This is a genomic window from Microbulbifer sp. NBRC 101763 (assembly GCF_040371615.1).
Lineage (GTDB): Bacteria > Pseudomonadota > Gammaproteobacteria > Pseudomonadales > Cellvibrionaceae > Microbulbifer > Microbulbifer variabilis.
Window position 1 is genome coordinate 102,921 of record NZ_BAABQV010000007.1, and the last position, 21,483, is coordinate 124,403.

Annotated in this window: 19 protein-coding genes; 8 read left to right on the forward strand and 11 right to left on the reverse strand. The window is 47.4% G+C overall.

Going from position 1 to position 21,483, the window contains the following annotated elements:
* Window positions 1–135 precede the first annotated feature (135 nt).
* Window positions 136–3,441 carry a DUF5060 domain-containing protein gene (locus ABWV76_RS17895; RefSeq protein ID WP_353376833.1) on the reverse strand — a complete coding sequence of 1,102 codons (3,306 nt, stop codon included), beginning with the start codon at window positions 3,439–3,441 and terminating at the stop codon, window positions 136–138.
* Window positions 3,442–4,537: 1,096 nt separating this feature from the next.
* Between ABWV76_RS17895 and ABWV76_RS17900 the strand changes: the two genes are divergently transcribed.
* Complete coding sequence (locus ABWV76_RS17900) at window positions 4,538–5,539, forward strand: AraC family transcriptional regulator ligand-binding domain-containing protein (RefSeq protein WP_353376834.1); 1,002 nt, start codon at window positions 4,538–4,540, stop codon at window positions 5,537–5,539.
* A 235-nt stretch (window positions 5,540–5,774) separates the two neighbouring features.
* Here ABWV76_RS17900 and ABWV76_RS17905 read toward each other — a convergent pair whose 3' ends face one another.
* On the reverse strand, window positions 5,775–6,566 hold the full coding sequence (locus tag ABWV76_RS17905) for a nucleoside deaminase (protein WP_353376835.1): 792 nt from the start codon (window positions 6,564–6,566) through the stop codon (window positions 5,775–5,777).
* Between the two features lie 67 nt (window positions 6,567–6,633).
* A complete protein-coding gene (locus tag ABWV76_RS17910) occupies window positions 6,634–7,503 on the reverse strand; it encodes a LysR family transcriptional regulator (RefSeq protein WP_353376836.1) in 870 nt (289 codons plus the stop codon).
* 95 nt (window positions 7,504–7,598) lie between these two features.
* Here ABWV76_RS17910 and ABWV76_RS17915 point away from each other — a divergent pair, with 95 nt between their 5' ends.
* Window positions 7,599–8,102 (forward strand): lactoylglutathione lyase family protein, encoded by a 504-nt coding sequence (locus ABWV76_RS17915; RefSeq protein WP_020412247.1) that lies wholly within the window; start codon window positions 7,599–7,601, stop codon window positions 8,100–8,102.
* Window positions 8,103–8,182: 80 nt separating this feature from the next.
* On the opposite strand, the gene ABWV76_RS17920 is transcribed toward ABWV76_RS17915, so the two are convergent.
* The gene (locus ABWV76_RS17920; protein ID WP_353376838.1) at window positions 8,183–8,833 is read right to left on the reverse strand and encodes an SGNH/GDSL hydrolase family protein; all 651 of its coding nucleotides are present in this window, start codon (window positions 8,831–8,833) and stop codon (window positions 8,183–8,185) included.
* A 52-nt stretch (window positions 8,834–8,885) separates the two neighbouring features.
* Entirely contained in the window at window positions 8,886–10,088 is a 1,203-nt protein-coding gene (locus ABWV76_RS17925) for a multidrug effflux MFS transporter (RefSeq protein ID WP_353376839.1), read from the reverse strand.
* Window positions 10,089–10,491: 403 nt separating this feature from the next.
* Here ABWV76_RS17925 and ABWV76_RS17930 point away from each other — a divergent pair, with 403 nt between their 5' ends.
* The gene (locus tag ABWV76_RS17930) at window positions 10,492–11,448 is read left to right on the forward strand and encodes a glycosyltransferase family 25 protein (protein ID WP_282951415.1); all 957 of its coding nucleotides are present in this window, start codon (window positions 10,492–10,494) and stop codon (window positions 11,446–11,448) included.
* A 5-nt stretch (window positions 11,449–11,453) separates the two neighbouring features.
* Here the strand turns inward: ABWV76_RS17930 and ABWV76_RS17935 are convergent, their stop codons facing one another.
* The 4 genes from ABWV76_RS17935 to ABWV76_RS17950 all read right to left on the reverse strand — a co-directional run bounded on the left by ABWV76_RS17935 (window position 11,454) and on the right by ABWV76_RS17950 (window position 14,842).
* On the reverse strand, window positions 11,454–11,891 hold the full coding sequence (locus ABWV76_RS17935) for an ion channel (protein ID WP_020412243.1): 438 nt from the start codon (window positions 11,889–11,891) through the stop codon (window positions 11,454–11,456).
* The gene (tadA, locus tag ABWV76_RS17940; protein ID WP_020412242.1) at window positions 11,878–12,333 is read right to left on the reverse strand and encodes a tRNA adenosine(34) deaminase TadA; all 456 of its coding nucleotides are present in this window, start codon (window positions 12,331–12,333) and stop codon (window positions 11,878–11,880) included. The genes ABWV76_RS17935 and tadA overlap by 14 nt, the downstream gene beginning before the upstream one ends.
* A gap of 74 nt (window positions 12,334–12,407) precedes the next feature.
* A complete protein-coding gene (locus tag ABWV76_RS17945) occupies window positions 12,408–13,211 on the reverse strand; it encodes a putative RNA methyltransferase (protein ID WP_020412241.1) in 804 nt (267 codons plus the stop codon).
* Window positions 13,208–14,842, reverse strand: coding sequence for a GMC family oxidoreductase (locus ABWV76_RS17950; protein ID WP_020412240.1), 1,635 nt, complete (start codon window positions 14,840–14,842; stop codon window positions 13,208–13,210). The genes ABWV76_RS17945 and ABWV76_RS17950 overlap by 4 nt, the downstream gene beginning before the upstream one ends.
* Before the next feature lie 83 nt (window positions 14,843–14,925).
* Between ABWV76_RS17950 and ABWV76_RS17955 the strand changes: the two genes are divergently transcribed.
* From ABWV76_RS17955 to ABWV76_RS17965, 3 genes are all read left to right on the forward strand, one after another.
* Window positions 14,926–15,621, forward strand: a complete 696-nt coding sequence (locus ABWV76_RS17955) for a class I SAM-dependent methyltransferase (RefSeq protein ID WP_353376840.1) — start codon at window positions 14,926–14,928, stop codon at window positions 15,619–15,621.
* Between the two features lie 419 nt (window positions 15,622–16,040).
* On the forward strand, window positions 16,041–16,529 hold the full coding sequence (locus ABWV76_RS17960; RefSeq protein WP_020412238.1) for a hypothetical protein: 489 nt from the start codon (window positions 16,041–16,043) through the stop codon (window positions 16,527–16,529).
* Window positions 16,530–16,605: 76 nt separating this feature from the next.
* Window positions 16,606–17,097, forward strand: coding sequence for an RDD family protein (locus tag ABWV76_RS17965; protein WP_353376841.1), 492 nt, complete (start codon window positions 16,606–16,608; stop codon window positions 17,095–17,097).
* 6 nt (window positions 17,098–17,103) lie between these two features.
* Here the strand turns inward: ABWV76_RS17965 and lptG are convergent, their stop codons facing one another.
* Both lptG and lptF read right to left on the reverse strand, forming a co-directional pair.
* On the reverse strand, window positions 17,104–18,165 hold the full coding sequence (gene lptG / locus ABWV76_RS17970) for an LPS export ABC transporter permease LptG (RefSeq protein ID WP_026304958.1): 1,062 nt from the start codon (window positions 18,163–18,165) through the stop codon (window positions 17,104–17,106).
* Window positions 18,152–19,288, reverse strand: a complete 1,137-nt coding sequence (lptF, locus tag ABWV76_RS17975) for an LPS export ABC transporter permease LptF (protein WP_020412235.1) — start codon at window positions 19,286–19,288, stop codon at window positions 18,152–18,154. The genes lptG and lptF overlap by 14 nt, the downstream gene beginning before the upstream one ends.
* Window positions 19,289–19,477: 189 nt before the next feature.
* On the opposite strand from lptF, the gene ABWV76_RS17980 reads away from it, so the two are divergent.
* The gene (locus ABWV76_RS17980) at window positions 19,478–20,944 is read left to right on the forward strand and encodes a leucyl aminopeptidase (RefSeq protein ID WP_020412234.1); all 1,467 of its coding nucleotides are present in this window, start codon (window positions 19,478–19,480) and stop codon (window positions 20,942–20,944) included.
* A 111-nt stretch (window positions 20,945–21,055) separates the two neighbouring features.
* Entirely contained in the window at window positions 21,056–21,478 is a 423-nt protein-coding gene (locus ABWV76_RS17985) for a DNA polymerase III subunit chi (RefSeq protein WP_020412233.1), read from the forward strand.
* Window positions 21,479–21,483: the final 5 nt, after the last annotated feature.

Here is a 21,483-nt window from a genome sequence, read left to right on the forward strand (position 1 = left end):
TAGAAACCCAATAATTCATGAGGCCCCAAACCTCATACAGCCTTATTTCCAGCCTTTAGCAATGAAATAGTCGCGATTGAATGACGATACTATCCCAGCCGAAAGAGCCATCCATGGCTCTCACTGCAACAGTTACTACTCAACGGTTTCTGGATTATTTATATTCTCTGCATCAGATTCAGGTACATCAATATGCCGAAAGACTATTCTATCCACCTTAAATTTCTGCGAACGACCTGACATCACCAGTTTATACGTTTCGCCTGCTTTTAGCTTATAAACAGCAACACGTTTATTGTCATGACCGCCTGGATCTAAATGATTGCCAGATTCCCAGACAAATTTATTGTGTTCTCCACCAAAGAACTTTGTATCTTTTTTCAATAGCTCCAGAGGGGCATCTTTACCATGACTATTCCCGGCATTAGGTCCCGCTTCATAATCCCCTTCAAGTCGAAAGTAAGCGTCATTTGCCAGGTCTGTACGAAATTCACCTTCATACACTAAGTTTTCCTTTGCAGCGTGCAGATGCAAATAATACAAACCACTTCTTGTAATATTGAAAGTATATTCTAGGGGAGATTTAGGTGGACCATTTAGTGGTGTATTGCCATTAAATTCAAGATAACCGCTCCCTGCATGGCCGCCAATATCATTTTTCTTGATCCATTCATCTAGATTTGAGTAGGTATTTTCAGCCTCCATAATTACCAGACCATTTTGTTCTGTGTAGTCACCTTCAGGTTGATCTGGATTTAACTTATCAAAATTCCAAATCGGACCGATATGACCACATCCTTCTTTACCTATATCCACACGGCCAGGACAGTAGTTTTCATCACCAGCATCATTTGCCGGGCCGTTACCGCACTGAATATCATTGTACTTGGGACGGCCAGCCGATCCTGGACCCGGGCCTATTAGGTCACAAGCTTCTTTAACCGTCATTGTTCCATGGTCGGTCGAAACCATAATATCGGCAACATTGTGGTCAAAATTTGACTCACAAAAACATTGATCACCAATAGAGTAGCTATCCATCCAACTAGTTTGAGGTTCGAGTAAAACATCATCAGGGTTAATTGGTATAACTTTTACAATATCCGGGTGAACATTACTGTTTATACCTTCCGCTTTGATTACTACTGCCCAGTCCTGATTAGCTTCTGTTGGGGCAGTGCCAATATTATGAGTCCCCATTCCGTCAAGTTGATTACCCGGAGTCAACTGGCCGCTTCTTGGATTGAACCAGTAAACCTTATAGGTATCCTCATTTGGAATCTCAATATTGGTCGTACCACCTTCTCGCAAGTAAATTAAATAGACATTACCGCTATCTGAAAGTACCCAATCGTTATTGGTTGAAGTTACTTCATTATCCACATTTAAACTGTGTAAATTAACTTCAAGTTGGTTTTGCATAATATCGTTAAAAAATTTAACGAAGTGGCCTGTTTGCTCCCAATGGTTATCAAACTCTCTCAGGTTCTCTACTGCTAAGTCATAGGCGTGACCAGAATTAGGATTTTTTAAGTACCACTCAAATCCTGCACCGCCTCCCATCACACTGCCCCACATCCAATTGACCCTCTGAACTTGGGTAACCTCAGAATAGGGTACAGGCGCTTGCCCGCCGGAAGCTTCAGTGAAGGTAACATACCAAAGATGGTTATTATTCTGGGATTCAGTCAGCCACTTTCTACTCATCTGATAAGGCGCGTTGCGATGGTTCGCATCGCTAGGAATATTATCAATCTGAATGCTCGGTCCATCAAAATTACTATTTCCCAACAATGGTCGATAGTGCTGATCCCATTGGCCACCATAAGTATGGAGTAGAGTGGGATGATCGTAGGGATCCACGTCTTTTAAGTATTGAGCGATTGCCTTGTGTTGCTCTTGACTAAGAGTTGTCTCCTCACCCATATTCCATTGAAGCGCCGGGTGATGACCAAAGCGGGAAATCATCTCCCGATAATATAATTTGCGTTCAAGCCCTAAGTTACCGTTATTCAGGATTTTATTATTCTCTGTTTCCTGTGTCATAAAATGAATCAACATGCCCTTACTGGTCATGTGATCCATCACGACCTCCCACTGGTCTAATTTACTGACATCAAAAGCCCGATGGTTACCATCGTATACTGTCCAGGGGTGGGCATCGCAGCCATCACCACTTTCGGTATTTGCCATGATATAAATTGCATTGACATTTTTTTCGGCTATATAGTTAACCAAACCAATAAGGCTTTTTCCTTTACCATCTTTCCAGGTGGGATCTCCATTATTCCAATCACCAAGGTGGGGCTCAAAACTGTGTAATATGCCTTTGCAGGAATTTACGTTGTAGTGTTTTTCTGTATTATCAAAGCCTGAATAACCAAAAATGTTTTCAGGACTATCCATTCCACCTTCTATATATACTGACTTATCCCCCAAATGCTGTAAGTAGCGGGTTCCTTTTTTATGTACCAGTAACCCCTTACTCCTCATATCAAGCTCAGGCGCCGTGGATTGCAATACCGGGAAATAACCATTTTCACCATCAAATGAAATAGCATTGCCTGCATTTGTATCTAGATTAACCGCAACTTGGCTCCCTTGTCTCATAGATACATCGAAGAACCATTTACCTGAAGTTGGCGGTGAAAAGTAGGCACGCCATTTTGTTCCTTCAGTAGCACCCGTATTTGCTGAATTGCCATCAGCAGCGAAATGACCAGGCACTGTGTAAGACAAGTCACCTTGTGTAAATGTCACGTTATATCGATAATCGGTAAACGTAGCATCATTATTTTCAGATGCGTACAAATCATCACAAGTAATCGTTATACGGTGCCACTTTTCCAGCGTACCGGAAACAGTACAATGTTCACTATGGCCAATATCATCCGGGTCGACTGGCCCCGGAGGATCCGTCGGATCTGGGTCCGGATCTGTCGGGTCGGTTCCATCGTTCTGCTTTACAGTGAATGTAATTGAGGCACTGGTTCCGGCAGAACCTGCCCCATCATCCTGGGAGTAAGGTGTAGCGGTAAGGGTGTAAGTTCCAACTACGGGGGTCCAATGATTGAAATCACCCTGATCATCACCAAATAGAGCATATGGCGAGACGTTTTCAATCATATTGTGTGTCTGAGCCCCTGTTAACTCAAATACCACACTCTCTGCCTGATCACTATTTGCTCTAATATTTAATTGACTTCCAACCTGACTTAGATATATGTCTGTACCATCGGTTAGTGAAACAATATCCGAGTTGCCCTGCGAATTGACCAAGGTGAAAGACGATATTACTAATCCGTTTCCAGGGTTAGGTATATCAGAATTTGCCGGAGGGGGCGTGGTCTCATCGTCGGATTCGCCTGATGACGAACCGCCACCACAACCAGCTAATGCGACGCTAATCAGAAGTGCCAGAGGCAAGCTACTGTTATTCATTTTTAGTATTCTCTACTTTAGAAGCAAACAATTATTTACTAATTACAGAATTTAATGGGCATATAGAAATCGGCTGCAACATGCAGCACTGGCCAGATACTAAATCGCACAGATACATACCGACCGTGAATTCAGTCACATGCAGTCAGGACTAGTTCCACAGCTTATAGATTGACGAAAAAGAGTAATTTTTTTCGTATTTTCTAGTAAGGAAATTTTGAACTGCCTCTATTTTACTAATATCCGGATTACCCCTACTGAAACCCTAAAGAGATTAAAAAGTCGACAAAAAATTCTGAATAGAACTAACGACTCCACTAGTTTCGACAAGCCAAAATGGTAAAAAAAAATAAAAAATATTATTAGGCCGTTAGGTTATCTCTATTACACAGAAAACACACCAGATAAATATTCGAAAGCAATAATCTTCCACTTAGATATCCAGAATATACTTACTTACCAGCTTAATATAAGAAAATTTAATTTTGTAATTGAGATATCACTTACAACAGGACTAATTCAAACAGATAAAACTTAGCTATAGACTTATATTATCGTTCTAAAAATGAAGTGATCCATCTAGGAACATTCAGGTGCCAAATAGAGATAATAAATACTAACAAATCCCTGGACGGTGCTATGTTTCACTTAAAATATAAGCTCACTGAAAAAGCTATCCGTTTCGACAGCGATGGTGACATATCCCGATAATTCAGAGTTTCGGATATCATTAAAAGCTTTTGAGTGATATTCTAATAGAGAAGCTATTCCCATGCTTCGGAAATATAAGAATACCCTCTGTTAGTTATATCTCCGCTGATGAGACAAATTGAGACATCAATTGTTCCCTAATAATCACTGAAACTGGGAACATTCCCACCAGTACAGCAAAAGGTTATCACTCGTAAGCCGAGAAAGAACCTTGTCTTGTTAAATCCAAATTACTGGTCAAAAAAATGGTTCAATTTCACACTTTGAGTGTTAAATTCATACTACAATAGCATTACTTTATACATTGGCTTAAGAAACTCACAAAACAATCTATTTATCATTTAATGACTGGTTCAATAGATTATTAGCAGTACAAAAATTCAGTATGACTACCAACATCCAGGAACTTTATGCTTCTGAGCCAACAGGGTTGGCAACATCCACTTATCGTCACGTACAATACTGGCAAAACTTGGGGTTTCCAAGAGATAAGTTAAAGAATATATATGATGATCATTACTCTAAGTTACAGAACCTACAACATCGTGTACCAGTAAGGTTGACCGGGCAAGCACTTCAAGAAGTATCCAACTACTTCAGTGATAACACCATAGCGTTTCGTACCGGTCTAGATGTATCAATTTCCAGCATTCAGGCATTTGCGCATGTCTTAATGGCTTGCCCTACCGTTCGCCATCTTGTTAGCCTTGGCACGCAATTCCAGCAACTTGGCACGCAAGGCTATCAGGGATTATTCAGTGAGGGGGCTGAGCGCTCCAGCTTTGATATTTTAATTCCCAGCTTTTCACCATTCACCACACAACAAGTCGAATTGAATATTGGAATCATCTTCAAACTAATTTCAGATATTGTTGTCGATTATGAAAGCTGCCACCCGGTCATCCACTTCACTCATCATAATTCCGAATTGATGAACAATGCAGCATCATTGATTAATGTTCCCATTGAATTTGGACATCACAAAAACTGTATCAGTTTTGACAACTCTATACTTGATAAACAATTATGCAGTCCAGGGAAACCCTCTCTTGACTTCAATAAACTGACTGCCAAAAAACAGCTCCAGAAGATGAAATCAGATGAGTCTCTACCTAATCGATGCAAAGATATTATCAAAGATTACTTACCTGAGGGTGCGGCCAGTCTGGATTTTTTGGCAGATATACTACAAGTTAATAAGCGCTCCTTGCAGATTCGCCTAAATGCACAAAATACTTCTTTCAGGCGTATACTGGATTTAGCTCGGAGGGAGAAGTTGAATTCACTGGATATCCAATCCATGGATAAAATGCAAATTGCAAAAGCATTGGGATTCTCAACGGTTGTTGCATATGAAGAATCCTATAAACGCTGGAGAAATACTTGATCAAATAAGTCAATGTTCAAACAAGCCAGGCAATAAGTAAATCAATATGTTTTCCACCAAGATGAGCTTATTTAAACTCTAAAGATCTGGCCGTTAATATTACAGTGAGTTCAAATACTATTAGCGAGTATATAGCTATGGCTTGGCTTATATCACTCGCTCCCTTAACAGTTTAGCTGATTGTTCTGGAGTAAACACTCCAATATTTTTCAGATAAAATTATATAATATTAGTGTTAGCGCAGCTCCCCCACTATACATCGATCAATATCTCCCTGAGTATTTTTTAATTGCTTCAACTGTTTTTGGCTCTCAGACAGTACAATATTATTTGCTTGATATTTAGGTTTGAACTCCACCAAACGCTGGTGGGCAGTGCGATAAATATTCTTCGCTTCTGCACTCATCAGAAAATCTGTCATTACACTACCAAATAACAAGCGATAACTGAAAAATGCCCCTTCAAGCTGTGCTCTCTGTAGCAAAGTAGATGGCCCAGAAGAAATATTCCTGGCTCTATAGGTTGCGGGAATATCTATCTTACAGATATTTTCCACATGCTGCTTCGACTCAATTTTATATTCACAGTTGGATTTAAAATCCTGCTTTAGTCTTTCTATATTTTTCCCAAAATTCGGATCTGACTGACCATAAACAACTCTGGAAACTTCAAGAAAAATCATCATACCTCCACACATCATACAGGGCTCCAGAGTGCTATAAATCGTAGTATCAGCCAGGTAATCAGTCTCTTTACCCCTGCACTTACTACCAATACACTGCTGCATTACTCGCACTTCAGCATGTTGGGTTTTATCTCGACACAAGCCAACAGCATTGCGCTGCACTCCTAAAATTTTGTCCTGCTTATTGTCATACAGGACCGCTGCAATATTGTACCCTCGCTTTTGCTTTTCTTTTGGATCCACCCAATCCAAGTAAGCAACCGAATAGGCGAGCAACATCAATATCTCGTCTTTTTCCTGCTGGACAGGTGAATTGGGTATTAACTCAGCTTTCGCACTCAAGGCAAGCATTCCGAAAAACAAATATGAGATAAAACGCAACATACAATACCCGAGGCGTTCCAATTGATTAAAGCCATTCCTTGGTTAGCGCAATCACAGTTTCTATCCGCGCCGGCATCACTTTGTGGCGGCGGGTAACCAGAAACAAAGTCTCACTAATAGAGTGCTCCAAGCGATGGGGTTTAATCTGCCCGAAATTCTTAAATGCATTTACTGCATGGGCAGGCAGTACAGTAAAACCCAAGCCCATACTGACAGGTTCTAGAATCAAGCTAATTTGGTTCGAAAATCCCTTAAGAGCAAACATATCCACATGTTGAAAGTCGGGATAATTAGCGCCCAGCAACAAGCCCGCCTGATGGGCGCCATCTGGGTGGCCGATGTATCCCAGCTGTACCAATGAGTGCCAACTCAACCTCTTAACTGACGCAGGGGTCACCAAAAGTAGCTCCTCCCTCCCCACGGGCTGGCTTGATATTTCCGTCAGCGTCGAGGGGGTGGTCATAAACCCGATATCCGCCTTGTATCCAAGTATGGATTCCTCTACGCCACTATTAGGGGCGAAGCGATAGTCTATGGTGAGTTTCGGGTATGTCTTCTGCAAATTCAGTAATTTGGGGTATAGCTTTAGCCCGACACTACCGGGAGACTGGATTCTCACTTGCCCTTCATAAGCCGGATCTTCACTAAGGCGTTGACCCAGTGTAGAGAGAGAATCGACGATATCTTGGGCTTCGATATATAACTTTTCACCCGCCTGGGTAAGGGTGAATTGCTTTCCATTCCTCTGGATCAGAGATAGCCCTAGAAAGTCCTCTAACCGACGCAAGTGCTGACTGACGCCAGACTGGGTCATGTGCAGGTGCTGCGCCGTTCTGGTAAAGCTGCCCAATTCTACCAATGCACAGAAACTGCGCAGCCACACAGGATTTATCATTACAAAAATTACTCAAAATAATCACAAATCATAATTATACGTAATGGATAATCCACAGTAACTTAGAAACGGACGTAACTTTTGGAGAACCACCAATGAAGAATGTTTATCCGAGAAATTTTTCTCACATCGGCATATCGGTGCCAGACCTGGAGGCGGCTGTTAAGTTTTACACAGAGGTCATGGGGTGGTATCTGATTATGCCGCCAACGGAAATCAATGAAGATCATAGCGCTATTGGCGAGATGTGCACCGATGTTTTTGGGGCCAAATGGGGTAGCTTTCGCATTGCCCACCTGTCAACCGGTGACCGTATCGGAGTAGAACTATTCCAGTTTCCTAACCAGGAAAACCCAAAAGATAATTTTGAATACTGGAAGACTGGTATATTCCATTTTTGCGTGCAGGACCCAAACCTTGAAGAGCTGGCTGAAAGGATAGTCGCCGCCGGTGGTAAAAAGCGCATGCCCAAGCCCAGGTATTACTACCCGGGAGAGAAACCCTATCGCATGATTTATATGGAAGACCCCTTCGGAAACATCCTGGAACTCTACAGCCATAGCTACGAGCTGATCTATAGTAGCGGTGCCTACACCTGATACTTTACATCTTAAAAGCTTGGGTTAGAAAAGGGCACCAGAGATTTTCCGGTGCCCTTTTCTATTTGGGAAGTATACCTCTAGGGCCAACTTAAGACTTTTATTTTCCGCAGGTAATCAGCAACTTCCTGGCCAAGAATGGAATGCTGGTCTTCATCGAGATGAATACCATCAATATCACTAACCTTGACTAAAGTGTTCGCATCCAGGTAGTGGGTGCCTAGCTCCCGGGATACTTTTTCCAGTTCTGCTGGAAAGTCCTTACAGCGCTGCTCAGCCCCCGCAAATTTATGGCCGATAATACCTTTGGGGTTATTGATAGCCAATGGAGCAATAATCAATATTTTAGGAATCGACATGCCGGGCTCAATGGGTGCTTGTCTGATTACTGACACCAACTTTGCCACCCCCTGAGCGGCCATCCAGGCTTTATTATCATGAGTATCCTGGAAATCATTGGTTCCCAACATCAACAGAACACACTTTAGTGGTGAGTGCATTTCTATCACTTGCGCCAGGCCATCAACCCCCTTCCGCCCCTCCCGGAACGGATCATCCCACACTGTTTTACGACCATTCAGGCAGTTTTCTATCACCCGCACGTCACAGCCTTTTTCATTCAAGCTTCGCTCAAGTACTCCAGGCCAACGCAAGTGAAAAGCCATACGCTTCCTGGTATCAGGGATGACGCCCCAGGAAACACTGTCAGAGTAAACCAATACATTTTCCATTGTTACATAACTCCATTGAGCCACTAAAAAATCTATCGGATTAATGAGCTCCTCAGCTTGAGGGTACCGCCAGGTGCGCAATACCGCGTAGGGTCAACCGAGATATTACCAATGCGGCCACACCACAAGTTGCGATGGCAGCAGTCAGAGGCTGGGGAGTTCCATCAAATACCAGACTGGTTAACACAATCGACAATGCACCCAGTAACATTTGCAGGGCTCCGCCCAACGCTGCAGCGGTGCCTGCAATAGGCCCATGCTCCTCAAGGGAAAGCACCATTGAAGTGGGGATTACCAGGCCGAGAAACACGTTGGTCGCCAGTAGCATTGCCACTAATAAAACAAACTCATCAAAACCGGCAAAAGTCACAGCGCACATCACAAGAGAACTTATGGCAAAACCGGCAGTGGCCCACTTCACCACTGCTACTGAACCAAAACGCATTCCAAGATTTGCAGCAAATTGACTTGAAACAAAAAAACCAAGGGCATTTAAAGCAAACGCCAGGCTGAACTCTGTCGGAGTAAGACCGTAAAACCCTGTATACAAAAAAGAAGCCGTGGCAAGAAAGGAAAAGAAACTGGCAATGCCCAAGCCACCTATGCAAGTCAATCCCATGTAAACCGGATCGCGGAAAAGTGTAGAAAAAGCCCCCAACATGGCACTGAACTGGAATGGAACACGATGCTTTCGCTCAAGCGTCTCCGGTAAACTGCTTACAGCCAAAAGTAGACTGGCGAGGGTTAACAGGGCAATCAGGATAAAAACACTGCGCCAGCCAAAGGGTACTATTAAGATACTGCCAATCAGCGGCGCCAGCATCGGGGAGATAGAAATTACCAGCATTACGGTAGTCATCAAGCGGGTCGCACGGGCACCGGTATAATGATCACGTATAACCGCTCGTGGAATAGACATTACTGAAGCAGCACCTACTCCCTGCAAAAAGCGCAAAGCTATTAGCGATTCAATGGTCGGGGCCACAGCGCAGCCAACTGATGCAAGGGTAAAAAGAAGTAGCCCGAAGTACAGGGGGGGCTTGCGCCCAAACATATCCGAAGCCGGCCCATAAATAAGCTGGCAAACTCCAAAAGCAATGAAATAAGACATCAGGGTGTACTGTGCTGCCTCAATAGGGGCACCAAAACTTGCTGCAATATCCGGCAATGCCGGCAAATACATATCGATAGCGACTGGGCCAACGCAGCTCAATAGCCCAAGAATCAGCGCCATCTTAATTAAATCTGACTTCATATAAATTTCCGTAGTACCTATAAAATTCTTATGTGGTATCAAACAATTATTGCCAATAGTTTTTGGCCAATATCAAATCGGTTTGCATATTCCCTTTAGCACTTTTGTTGCTCTGTTTTCATTCCAAAGCCTCCCTTGCACTTTGAGGAAAATCAATCACCCACTCAGACTAGAAGGCAACTTATTTTAGGCCTAGCACCATCCAGCTGTAACGGTGCATGTAATGCTCTGACTTTTTAGTCGATCACTAATATCCATTGAGAAAACCATTCTCCACTTGATCGCCTAAATGGAAGTAAGGCTTTGCCAACACTACCAGTTTGCTTGCAGTGACTGAGGTTAACGTTATGCAGAAGCTTTCTAGTTACGGTCACTTTTCTCCCTCTGGGGGTTGGGAGTCTATGTGTACCCCGAAATTGAGAGCCCTGCTGTAGTTGTGACCAAGCCTGTCCGCTTACGACAACCTCTATTCCCCCAACACCGCCTAAAACGGCGCCTTCCGCTTAGTCTTCGCCCCAGGCTGCAGCGCAAACCGCAGAAGATCCCTCTTTTTATAGCCCAAACTCCCTGCTGGATTATCAGCCTCCACCCAGAGGGAGGAACCGTCTATAACCTTCTGGAAACCCTCAAGTCCCAAAGACTGCGAACCGCTTTAGTCAGCGGTGTCGATGGACGCTCTGCCCTTCCCAGGTTTGAAGGTGATGAAGTCCTTTGCAATCGTACAACCCGTTGGCGCCACCTATGCGCACTTAAAAACTCTGAAGTTGGCTGCTACTTAGCCCACTTGCGCGCTATCCGTCTCGCCTACCAAACCGGTCTCAACCGGGTTTGCATCCTGGAAGATGATGTACAGTTGGAGCCGGATTTTGGCAAAATACTGGCCGAGCTTGAGCGCCTACCGGAAGAAATTGAAATGATCCGGCTGATGGGGCTTAAAGTACGCAAACGCAAGATTATCAAGACACTGAATGACGGCATTCACAAGCTGGTTCGCCCTGAACGCGGCTGGTGCGGTGCCCAAGGGTATTTGCTCAACCGTAAGGGTATGGAAAAGATCCTGGGCCATGCCAATCGTATTTTCGAGCCGATTGATAAAGTCTTTGATCACTTCTGGCAGTTTGATCTGAAACTGTATGGTGTAGAGCCTCATTTGCTTTGGGAAACAGCGCACACCTCAAGCATCGTAAAGTCGAATGTGGGACGAGCAAAAGTTGCGCGCTGGCTCTACTGGGTACATCCATTTGGCAAATTGTGGCGCAGTGTCGAGAGACATATTTATTTACTGCGGCATTACCAGGCCTTCTATCCTGCACAAAAACCGAAACAGAGGCCTGGTCGCACTGCGAGAATGAAGTTGTAATCAGTTTAAATATCCCAGACTCTTTGCATTTTCAGGAACATAAATGAAGCCGTCCATGTGATCATAACCAACCCTGTCAGCGCTTCCAGCCCTGCAGTAAAGCGCAAGTGCCCCAGGGGTTCGATATCCCCAAAGCCTAACGAGGTATATGTGGTAAAAGAGAAGTAAGCACAGTCGAGCAGGCTGCCATTAAAATTGCCCACTAAAGTCCCAAAATAAGGCGAATTCACCATAAAGTAGTAACCGTAAGCAAACAGCCAGATTTCTGCTACATGAGCCAGGAGGGCTCCAAATACGCCAATTACTATGGCGAAATTATGCCGGACAGGCAACCAGCGCCCTAAGTGGACCAGAGCGTTGAGGACCTCATGGTGAATCAGCACGACAATTGCCACAATGATGCTGTTCACCAGGAATGCAAAAGCCAGTTCAGCGTCGACCATGAAAAAACTCGCGCACCAGTTTTCCAGCTTCCTCCGCCATCACTCCAGACTCCACGGCGATCTTATGATTGAAAAAACCTGCCTCCCCTAACTTTAACTGGCTCTCCACCACGCCCGCCCGGGGCTCGGTGGCACCGTACACTAGCCGGTTGACGCGAGCGTGAACCAGGGCACCGAAGCACATGGTACAGGGCTCTATCGTTACATAAAGCGTTGTATTGGGCAGGCGATAGTTCTGTTTACCTTCAGCAGCTCGACGCAGCGCCACTATTTCCGCATGGGCACTTGGGTCACAATTCCCGATGGGACGATTGCTGCCTTCGCCAATAATCTTGCCATCCTGAACCAGCACTGCTCCAACAGGCACCTCACCCCTCTCTGCGGCAAGTTCCGCCAATTCCAGGGCCCTGCGCATAAATGCATAGTCTTTTGGTGTTGCCATAAATCTCTTCTAGTTACTTCTATCAACCCGAGCTGCAGCCATGGGAGAAATCATTTCGCTACCCTAAGTAAAACCTACTTACGCTTGATAAAGCGGCGCACAATAAAGTCGGCTTCCAGAACCAGGCTGTCCTGTTGCTCCAATTCTGCACGGGCCTCTCGGCAGCCTTTCCAGGCAAAGGGGGTCATGGCGAGAAAATCGGTAATCGCTTCGTGCCCCTGCAACTTAAAAGGAAAGCAACAGCGCATATCCACCTCAGGGTAAAGTTCCTCAACCAATTTTGGCGCAGGGTGTTTACGTGGCTCTTTATATAGCTGGCCTTTTAGGGTCCAGAGGTGGTCCGGTCCAGGTGAAACATCCAACAGCTGCCCCCCCACTTTTAACACCCGCAGCATTTCTTCATCCGGGGCCGGCGCAAAAATGCGTAGCAAGTCATCTACGCTATTCGAGGATACCGGCAGGTTGACATTACTGGCCACAATAAACTGGGCGCCACTGTCAGATTTAGCTGCCATACGCACACCGGACTTTGAAATATCCACACCAGCCAGGGCATGACCATGCCACCCAGCGGATTCCAGTTGGCGTAAGTAATATCCCTCTCCACAGCCAATATCCAAGAGTTTACGACCGGATTTCGGTGGCAACAGCGCTGCAATTGCATCTACTAATGGGCGGTAATAACCCGCCTTGAGAAATCGGCGCCGCGCGCGCAACATCTCAGCTGAATCTCCCGGTTCCTTACGACGCTTGCGATAAACCGGTAACAAATTAACGTAACCTTCCCGTGCTCGATCAAAACTGTGCCGGTTACTGCAGTGCCAGGTTTCTTTTCCCAGCGTCAACGGCTTTGCACAGAGAGGACATTGCCAAATCATTCAACTTCCTGAACTTGAGTATTCTTCATCATTGATGGCGGCGTACGCTGCAAGATCAGATCCGCCGCCTTTTCTGCAATAGCGATCACCGGCGCATTGGTGTTGCCGCTGATCAGGGTGGGCATTATGGAGGCGTCCACAACTCTCAGTCCATCTACACCATGCACTTTTAGCTCAGCATCGACCACCGCAAGATCATCATTGCCCATCTTACAGGTTCCCACCGGGTGATAAATTGTCTCGGCATGCTGGCGAATATAGTGCTTGATAGAAGCCTTGTTGGTGAGCTTTTGATCGGGCAACAACAACCGTTTCTGATAGCGCAGCAAATCTTCCTGGTTAATGATGTCCCGAGACATCTCGAAGGATTCCACCATCACCTGCATATCATCTGGTTCGCTTAGGTAATTTGGCTGGATACTCGGCAGCGCCTTGGGGTTCTCAGTATTGAGAGTGATTTCCCCACGGCTTTTAGGGCGCAATGCACATGCATGCATCGTGTAACCATACCCAGACTGTTTAGTAAGACCGTGATCAAAAGATGGCACTGCAGTGAAGTGAAACTGTATATCCGGGCAGCCATTAGCCAAGGTTGAACTGGCGAAGCCCCCAGCTTCAGCAACATTACTGGTTAATGGCCCGCGGTTCAGGAAGAACCACTCAGGCGCGCGCGTAGCGTGCTTCAGTTTCGCCCACAAGTCATTTGCAAAAGTGACTGGGGCCGAGGTTTTCACTACCTGGGAAATATCCAAATGGTCCTGGAGGTTCTTCCCTACCCCAGGCAGGTGATTCTGCAGCAGAATATCAAACTTCCGCAGTTCCTCCTGGGGGCCAATACCTGAGAGTAATAGTAGGTGCGGAGACTGAATCGCCCCAGCACAGAGTAAAACCTCCTTATTTGCCAGGATCTTTTTGCCGTTGAGCAACTCCACCCCCACTGCCCGATCGCCCTTCAACATGAGGCGCGCTACCGGGCTGCGGGTCAATACCCTTAAATTGGGACGTTTCTTGACTGGATGCAAATAAGCCGCAGCGGCAGAACAGCGGCGCCCATGACGTTGGGTTACCTGGTAAAAGCCGACTCCACTCTGCTGGCTGCCGTTAAAATCATCATTTAACCTGTGTCCGACAGATTGTGCTGCCCGCAGGAATGCCTGTCCCGACTCAGTCTTCCATTTCAGATCGTTAACTGAAAGCGGACCATAGCCACTGTGATGGGCATCGCTACCACGCTCATTACCTTCAGACAGAAGGAAATACGGCAGCATACTACGCCAACCCCAGCCCGGGTTGCCGGCAGCTTCCCAGGCATCATAATCTTCACCATTACCGCGAATATAAACCATCGCATTAATAGAACTACTGCCACCCAGGGTGCGACCACGAGGCCAGAACAGGCGCCGTTCGTGCAGGTGTTCCTGGGGTTCTGTAAAGTGATGAAGGTTGTAACCGGTCCCGGAAAGCAGCATACCTATCCCCAGGGGCATGGAGATCAGTGGGCTGCGATCTGGAGGGCCCGCCTCCAGCAGGCAGACCCGATGTTGCTCATCAGCACTCAAACGGTTAGCCAATACACAGCCGGCGGAGCCGGCACCTACGATCACATAATCAAACACCATTTGAGTGGACATGGGACCTCAGCACCTTTGCAGCTGGATTTGTCATGACGGTACACTCAACCAGAAAGAAATTACATAGACGAAAAGGATCAAAGGTGAAGGATTACGAGTTCAGTGATAATAAAATCCTGCAAAGCTGGCACAAAAATGCTGGGGAGTGGGTGAATGTTATTGATCGAGCGGCTATTCCCAGTCGGGAGTTAATCACCAACCGCGCCATTATCGAAGCTATTTTGGCGCACAACCCTACAAATGTCCTGGATGTCGGCTGCGGCGAAGGCTGGTTGGCCCGCAACTTGGCAGCTAAAAACATTGATGTCTACGGTATTGATGCCGTAGCCGAACTCATTACAGAGGCACAGCATCGCAGCGGGAATTATCAACAATTCCTGACAACCAGCTATGAAGACCTGGACACGAAAGCCTTGGGGCAAAAGTTTGACCTGGTGGTGTGTAACTTCTCGCTGATCGGTGAATCGGCAACGGAGGTTTTTTTCCAGAAAGCTGGCAGCCTACTCAACCCTGGAGGCCACTTGCTGGTCCAGACATTACATCCTTTGATTTCTTGCGGAGAGCAGGATTACACAGATGGCTGGAGACCCGGCACCTGGGAAGGGATCGAAGGGAATTTCGAAGAGGCCGCACCCTGGTACTTCCGCACCATATCAAGCTGGGTTGATCTGTTTACCCAAAATAACCTGATACTGCTCTCCCTGAAGGAGCCCCTCAATCCCACAACCGGACTTCCAGCCTCACTTATCTTGAGCGGCCGGCGAACAACCACTTTGTAGTGCCCTGAGCAAACAAGCCAACAATTACTCTCTGTGGAAAAGTGGCATTAAAAGTTCAGTATAGAAAATTATTACGCCAAGCTGCGGTTTTAACCGATCTGGGTCTTGGTAGACCCATGGATATTGACCCATAACTCAAGATCAATTTTTCATTAGCATTAATCTGGCAATATCAAAAAAATAATAAAAAAACATTGGCGTCCTGCTGCTCACATCTGCGACTGCTTGGACAAAAATGGAAAAGTGTCCAGTTAATGCGGCCTGCAGAAAATTAACCGTCAATCCCCGACTGTCCAGTAAGTGAAGTTGTAAGAGCCGCCTATTTTATAAGGGATAACGCTTTGATTTGGGTGTCCCATAATAAATTTAACGACCGCTTACGGCGTCCCGATGAGAAGTAACACCCTGGGGTAAATCGAATGGTACTCTGCAACTTCAGAATCAGACAGGGAAAGACCTTACCAACAACTGTGGGGTTGCTCCTGCTTCCCGCCTGCTGCTTCTGCTCCGCTGATGACTTATTTATCCCCGACTCCCAACAGGCCCTCAATTTACAATCCGGCAATCTTTACTTCTCTGATAGCGCCTTCGCTATGGGCAATGCAGACCTTCTCCAAGCAGCAGATTTCCTCCGCAACAACTCCATGAACAGTACACAGAGACGTCTTAACTACCAATGGCTGAAGATGCATACCTACCCTTCTGAACACCGACCAACTACCGGAGGCAAAGCCCTGGTCAAAATCCTGAAAATGGGTTTTGAGACCTATAAGCAACGTAATAAACGCACAGCCCGGAACAGCCTACTGCGCTATACCACCAACCGCGGTAAGATTGGCAACTCTGTCGATTATGGGTTTAGCCTCTCAAACGACAAATTCAAAGTCTCCTTCGAGTACGAATTCTAGTACTGGCAAGCGGCCTTTCCTTGCATAGCTTCAGGTTTGTTAGAATCTCCGCCATCTGAATTTGGCGGAGATTGCCGTGAGTACCTCAAATACCCCAACTACCTTCCCAGAACTACCTATAGCCGGTGTTGGACGGCGCCTTGCGGCCCTGATGTACGATTTGCTGATCCTGATGGGGCTAATAATGGTCTATGGCTTCGTCGCCTTACCTGTCGCATCGGCAATTGGAGGTCTCAACTGCCAGCCGGAAGCCATGGATTACAGTCCTTGTGTGGGCGGCCCGATTTACCAGTTGGGTGCAGTTGCGGTCATCGCAGGATACTTTTTTTGGTCCTGGCGTGTGGCTGGACAAACTGTTGGTATGCGCGCCTGGCGTCTCATCGTAGCCAATCCCGATGGCGTCCAGCTTTCATGGCGTCAATGTATCCTGCGTGCTGTGGTGGCACCAATATCATTGGCATGCCTTGGCCTCGGCTATTTTTCCGCTTGGGCCAGGTCTGATAAGGCCAGCTGGCACGACCTGATATCTGAGTCCCAGGTGCGCCTGCTGCCCAAAAAGAAAAAGTGATTCGCTTCAGCGGGCGCGCTTAAGTAGTAACCACCCCACTATGAAGCACAGAATTATGGGCACCACCACGGCCAGTAGTGGTGGGAAGCCAAAAACCAATGAAGACGGACCAAGCATATCCTGCACTGTCTGGAAAACAATACCGACAATAATGCCGGTAAAAACCCGTAACCCCGTGGTTACCTCGCGCAAAGGCCCAAAGATAAAGGAGATCGCTACCATCACCAGGCTGGCAATGGTGAGTGGTTGCAAAAGCTTTTTCCAGAACTGCAGCCAGTAGCGACTGGAATCCTCGTCCTTGCGATCGAGAAAGGTACCATAGGACCAGAGATCTCTCGGGGATAGGTCTGAGGGTAGCGGTACAATGAGCGCAAAAAGCTCTGGGGAAATCTCGGCATTCCAGCTACTGGTCGGTACCAGTTCACTCTGGGTATTCTCCGCTGAAAAGCTGGTAATACGACTGTTTTCCAACTGCCATTTATCCCCTTCGAACTGCCCACGCTCAGAAAACTCTACGCGTTTAAGCTCCTGATCACTGTCAAAGTGATAGCGGGTTATTCCGTATAGTTCGCCATCCGGCAGGGCCGCGTTGAAATGCACAAATTCCCCGCTGTCTTTCAGCCAAAGACCACTCTCCAGACCGGTGGCCTCCAGTTCTCCGAGCGCGCGGGCACGGTTGTTCTCAGCAATGACATTTGTCTTGGGAATAACAAATTCGGCCAGTGCCAAACCGATCAGGATCAGCAGGATAATCGGCTTCATCACAGCCCAGGCAATACGCCCGATCGATACTCCAGCAGCGCGCATAACCGTCAACTCGCTGGTTCCGGCTAAAGTCCCCAGGCCAACCATACAACCAACCAGTGCGGAAAAACCTAACTGCTCATAAATCCGTGCAGGAAGCTTCCACAAAACATACTGCACTGCCTCCGCAAAGCCGTAGCCTTCCTTGAATTCTCCCAGTTGATCGACAATGGCAAATACAATATCCAGCCCGAGGATAACAAGAAGTACCGCACCCACTGCCAGGGCTATGGTTCGACCAATATACAGATCAAGCCTTAGCATTTGTCGCCTCCCCTACTCCTTCTGGGCGCAACTTGGGTTTGCGCCGCCAGTTCCTCATAGCCAGCAACAACAAACCGATCAATAGGAACGGCGGATGCACCAGCCAAATCACAGAGGGGTTGGCAAACTTGCCGTCCTCAATGGCACCACGAACGCCCTGCAGAGTTACCAGGTATATCAGGTAAAGGAGGATCGCAGGGATCATCTTGGCAAAGCGCCCCTGCCGGGGGTTTGTTCGGGATAAAGGGACAGCCAACACGGCGACCACTAGCACTAAAACTGGAAGGCTGAAGCGCCAGTAGAGGAATGCCTTCTCTTTGGGGTCATCACTCTTTAATAGCTGCAAGGTGGGTGCTGATTCCATCTGGTCACGCCAACGATTGCGCAATTGAGGAACCTCGAGCAGCACCTCATAAGTGTCAAACTCCATCTGCCTGTACTCACGCTGCCCAGGCACCCCTGCATAACGATAACCATCGCGCAACACCAAATAACGCAACCCTGTCTCAGGGTCGACTTGCTGCACACCCTCGCGCGCACGGGTCACCACTTGATGGTTTGCCTGTGTCTCCTCCTCAGTCGCACCCAACTCAGCCAGGAAAACATCCTGCATTGTGGACTTATCCTCACTAAGGGACTCAGCGTAATAGACTGCACGACCGCCACTGGTGGAGATAAATTTCTTTGGTATCAGGTGGTCGAACTCGTTGCGGGCTTTCTCAATATTGAGCAAGTTAGTAGAGCGTGCCACACCTGCAGGAGAGAAATACAAGCTCATGGAAGCCACGACCAGAGCCACCATCAATGCTGGAGCCAGGGTATACATCAGCAGCCGCCACTCGCTGAAACCACAGGCATGCAACACTGTCATTTCACTCTCAATGTACAAGCGACCGTAGGCGAGCAGTATCCCAACGAAAAGCCCCAGGGGCAGCACAAGTTCAAGGAACCCCGGCAGACGGAACCCCATCAGGGAGAAAAGAATATTAGCCGAGATATCACCCGCGGCAGCCTCCGCCAGGTATTTAACAAATCGGCCACTCATCACCATTAAAAGTAAAACAGCGCTGACTGCCAGCGTGGCAAACAGCAGCTCACGGCAGAGGTAGCGGAAAATAATCACAGGGCGAACGTATTCCTTGGTGACAGCGGTGTGATGAAATCTGGACTCAAAATGAACAAGTTTCCCACCGACTACAGCATTCCAAAGACGGGCAGGTTAAACTTGTGCGACGCATTATCACTAAAAATTCTTGCTATGTCTCGGCTCAGAGCCATGCAATCTTTTGTCAGATTTTAAGGAAAGCTAAAAATGCAGTTCTCCGCCAAGGTTTTGGATATCACCAAACAGCGCACAGCCTGCTCCATTATTTCGGCAGATGCCAAAAACAGCCTTACCCACAGTGGAAAAAGCCTAGATAAACTCACCGGGGGAGTGATTGGCAAAATCCTCAAGCGCGGTGACCTCGGCACCAAGCCAGGCAGCACCCAACTGATTGACTTGATCGAAGGTCCCAGTGATCGCGTACTGGTCGTTCGTGCCGGCAAGGGTGCTCTCACCCAGGCTGAATTCCGCAAGCTGGCCACGACCAGCGCTACAGCGGCTAAAAAGTTCAAGGACGCCACTTCTTATCTGTGTGAACTGGATGTAGACGGTGCAGACAAGTCCTGGCAAGCACAGCAAATTGCAATGGCAGCCGGACTTGCCACCTACCGCTTCACCCAGTGCCAGACTGACGCAAAGCCCTATCCCTTGAGCAAGTTCACGGTACACGGCCTGGAGCGAAAGCAACTCAAATCTATTCAATCTGGAATCGATATCGGGGCAGCCCAAGCAATCGGTAGTAATGTAGCCCGTGAACTGGGCGATATGCCAGGCAACATCTGTACCCCCAATTACCTGGCAAGTGAAGCTCGTGCATTGGCCAAAAAACACACAAAGCTCACTACCACGGTCCTTGATGAAAAGAAAATGAAAGCCCTGGGCATGGGTGCCCTGCTGAGTGTTGCCAAGGGGAGCGACCAGCCGCCGGCCTTGATTGCCATGAACTACAAAGGTGGTAAAGCCAGTGACAAGCCGATTGTACTGGTCGGCAAGGGCATCACTTTTGATAGCGGTGGCATCAGCATCAAGCCCGGCCTGGCTATGGATGAAATGAAGTACGACATGGGTGGTGCTGCCAGTGTCTTCGGTGTGATGAATGCACTATTAGAGCTGAAGCCATCGATCAATGTTGTGGGTATGGTTGCTGCCGCAGAGAATATGCCCAGTGGCGGCGCCAGCAAGCCCGGTGACATTGTGACCTCAATGTCAGGTAAAACCATCGAGATCCTGAATACCGATGCCGAAGGCCGCCTGGTACTCTGCGATGCCCTTACTTATGCCGGCAAGTACAAACCCCGTGCTGTTATTGATATCGCTACCCTGACTGGTGCCTGTGTTATTGCCCTTGGTCACCATGCAACAGGCCTGTATGCCAATAACGAAAAGCTCGCTAAAGAGCTGATCAAGGCCGGCGAGACTACCGGAGACCGCGCCTGGCAAATGCCTCTGTGGGATGAATATCAGCCCTCGCTGGACTCCAACTTTGCCGATATGCAAAACATTGGCGGCCGCGAGGCGGGCTCTGTTACTGCCGCATGCTTCCTGGCGCGATTCACCAAGGATTACAACTGGGCACATATGGACATCGCAGGTAGTGCCTGGAAGTCTGGCGCCGCCAAAGGCGCTACAGGCCGCCCGGTTCCACTACTAGTTGAATACCTCCTGGGCAAATAAGCGCTAAACGCGCACAATAGCCGCCCACTTTACGGTGGGTAGCTGATAGGACGGCTCCGGTGGGGGCCGTCTGTCGTTTCTGCATGGACAAGAATTTCACCGGCGCCCTCGATGACTCGAATCGACTTTTATATCCTTTCATCCGACCAGCCCCAACAAGCGGATATTTTCGCCTGTCGCCTTGCGGAAAAGGCTTACCGCAGTGGGTTGCGCGTGCTGGTTGCCGTCGATAACCGGGACCACGCCAGCCAGATCGACCAGCTATTGTGGACTTTTCGCGAAGACAGCTTTCTCCCACATGCTGCTCAAAGCGAAGAGCAGCACTCAGCCATTGAAATTAATAGCGGGGAAGATCCGGGAACTCACCATGGACTGCTGATTAATTTATGTAGCAAAGTGCCCAAGTGGTTCAGCCGCTTTGAGCGCCTTGCGGAGATAGTTGTACAACATCCAGATACACTGCAGCGTTCACGATTACGATTTGGTCACTTCCGTGATCGTGGATATCCGTTACAATCCCATAAGATCAACTAAGGCAT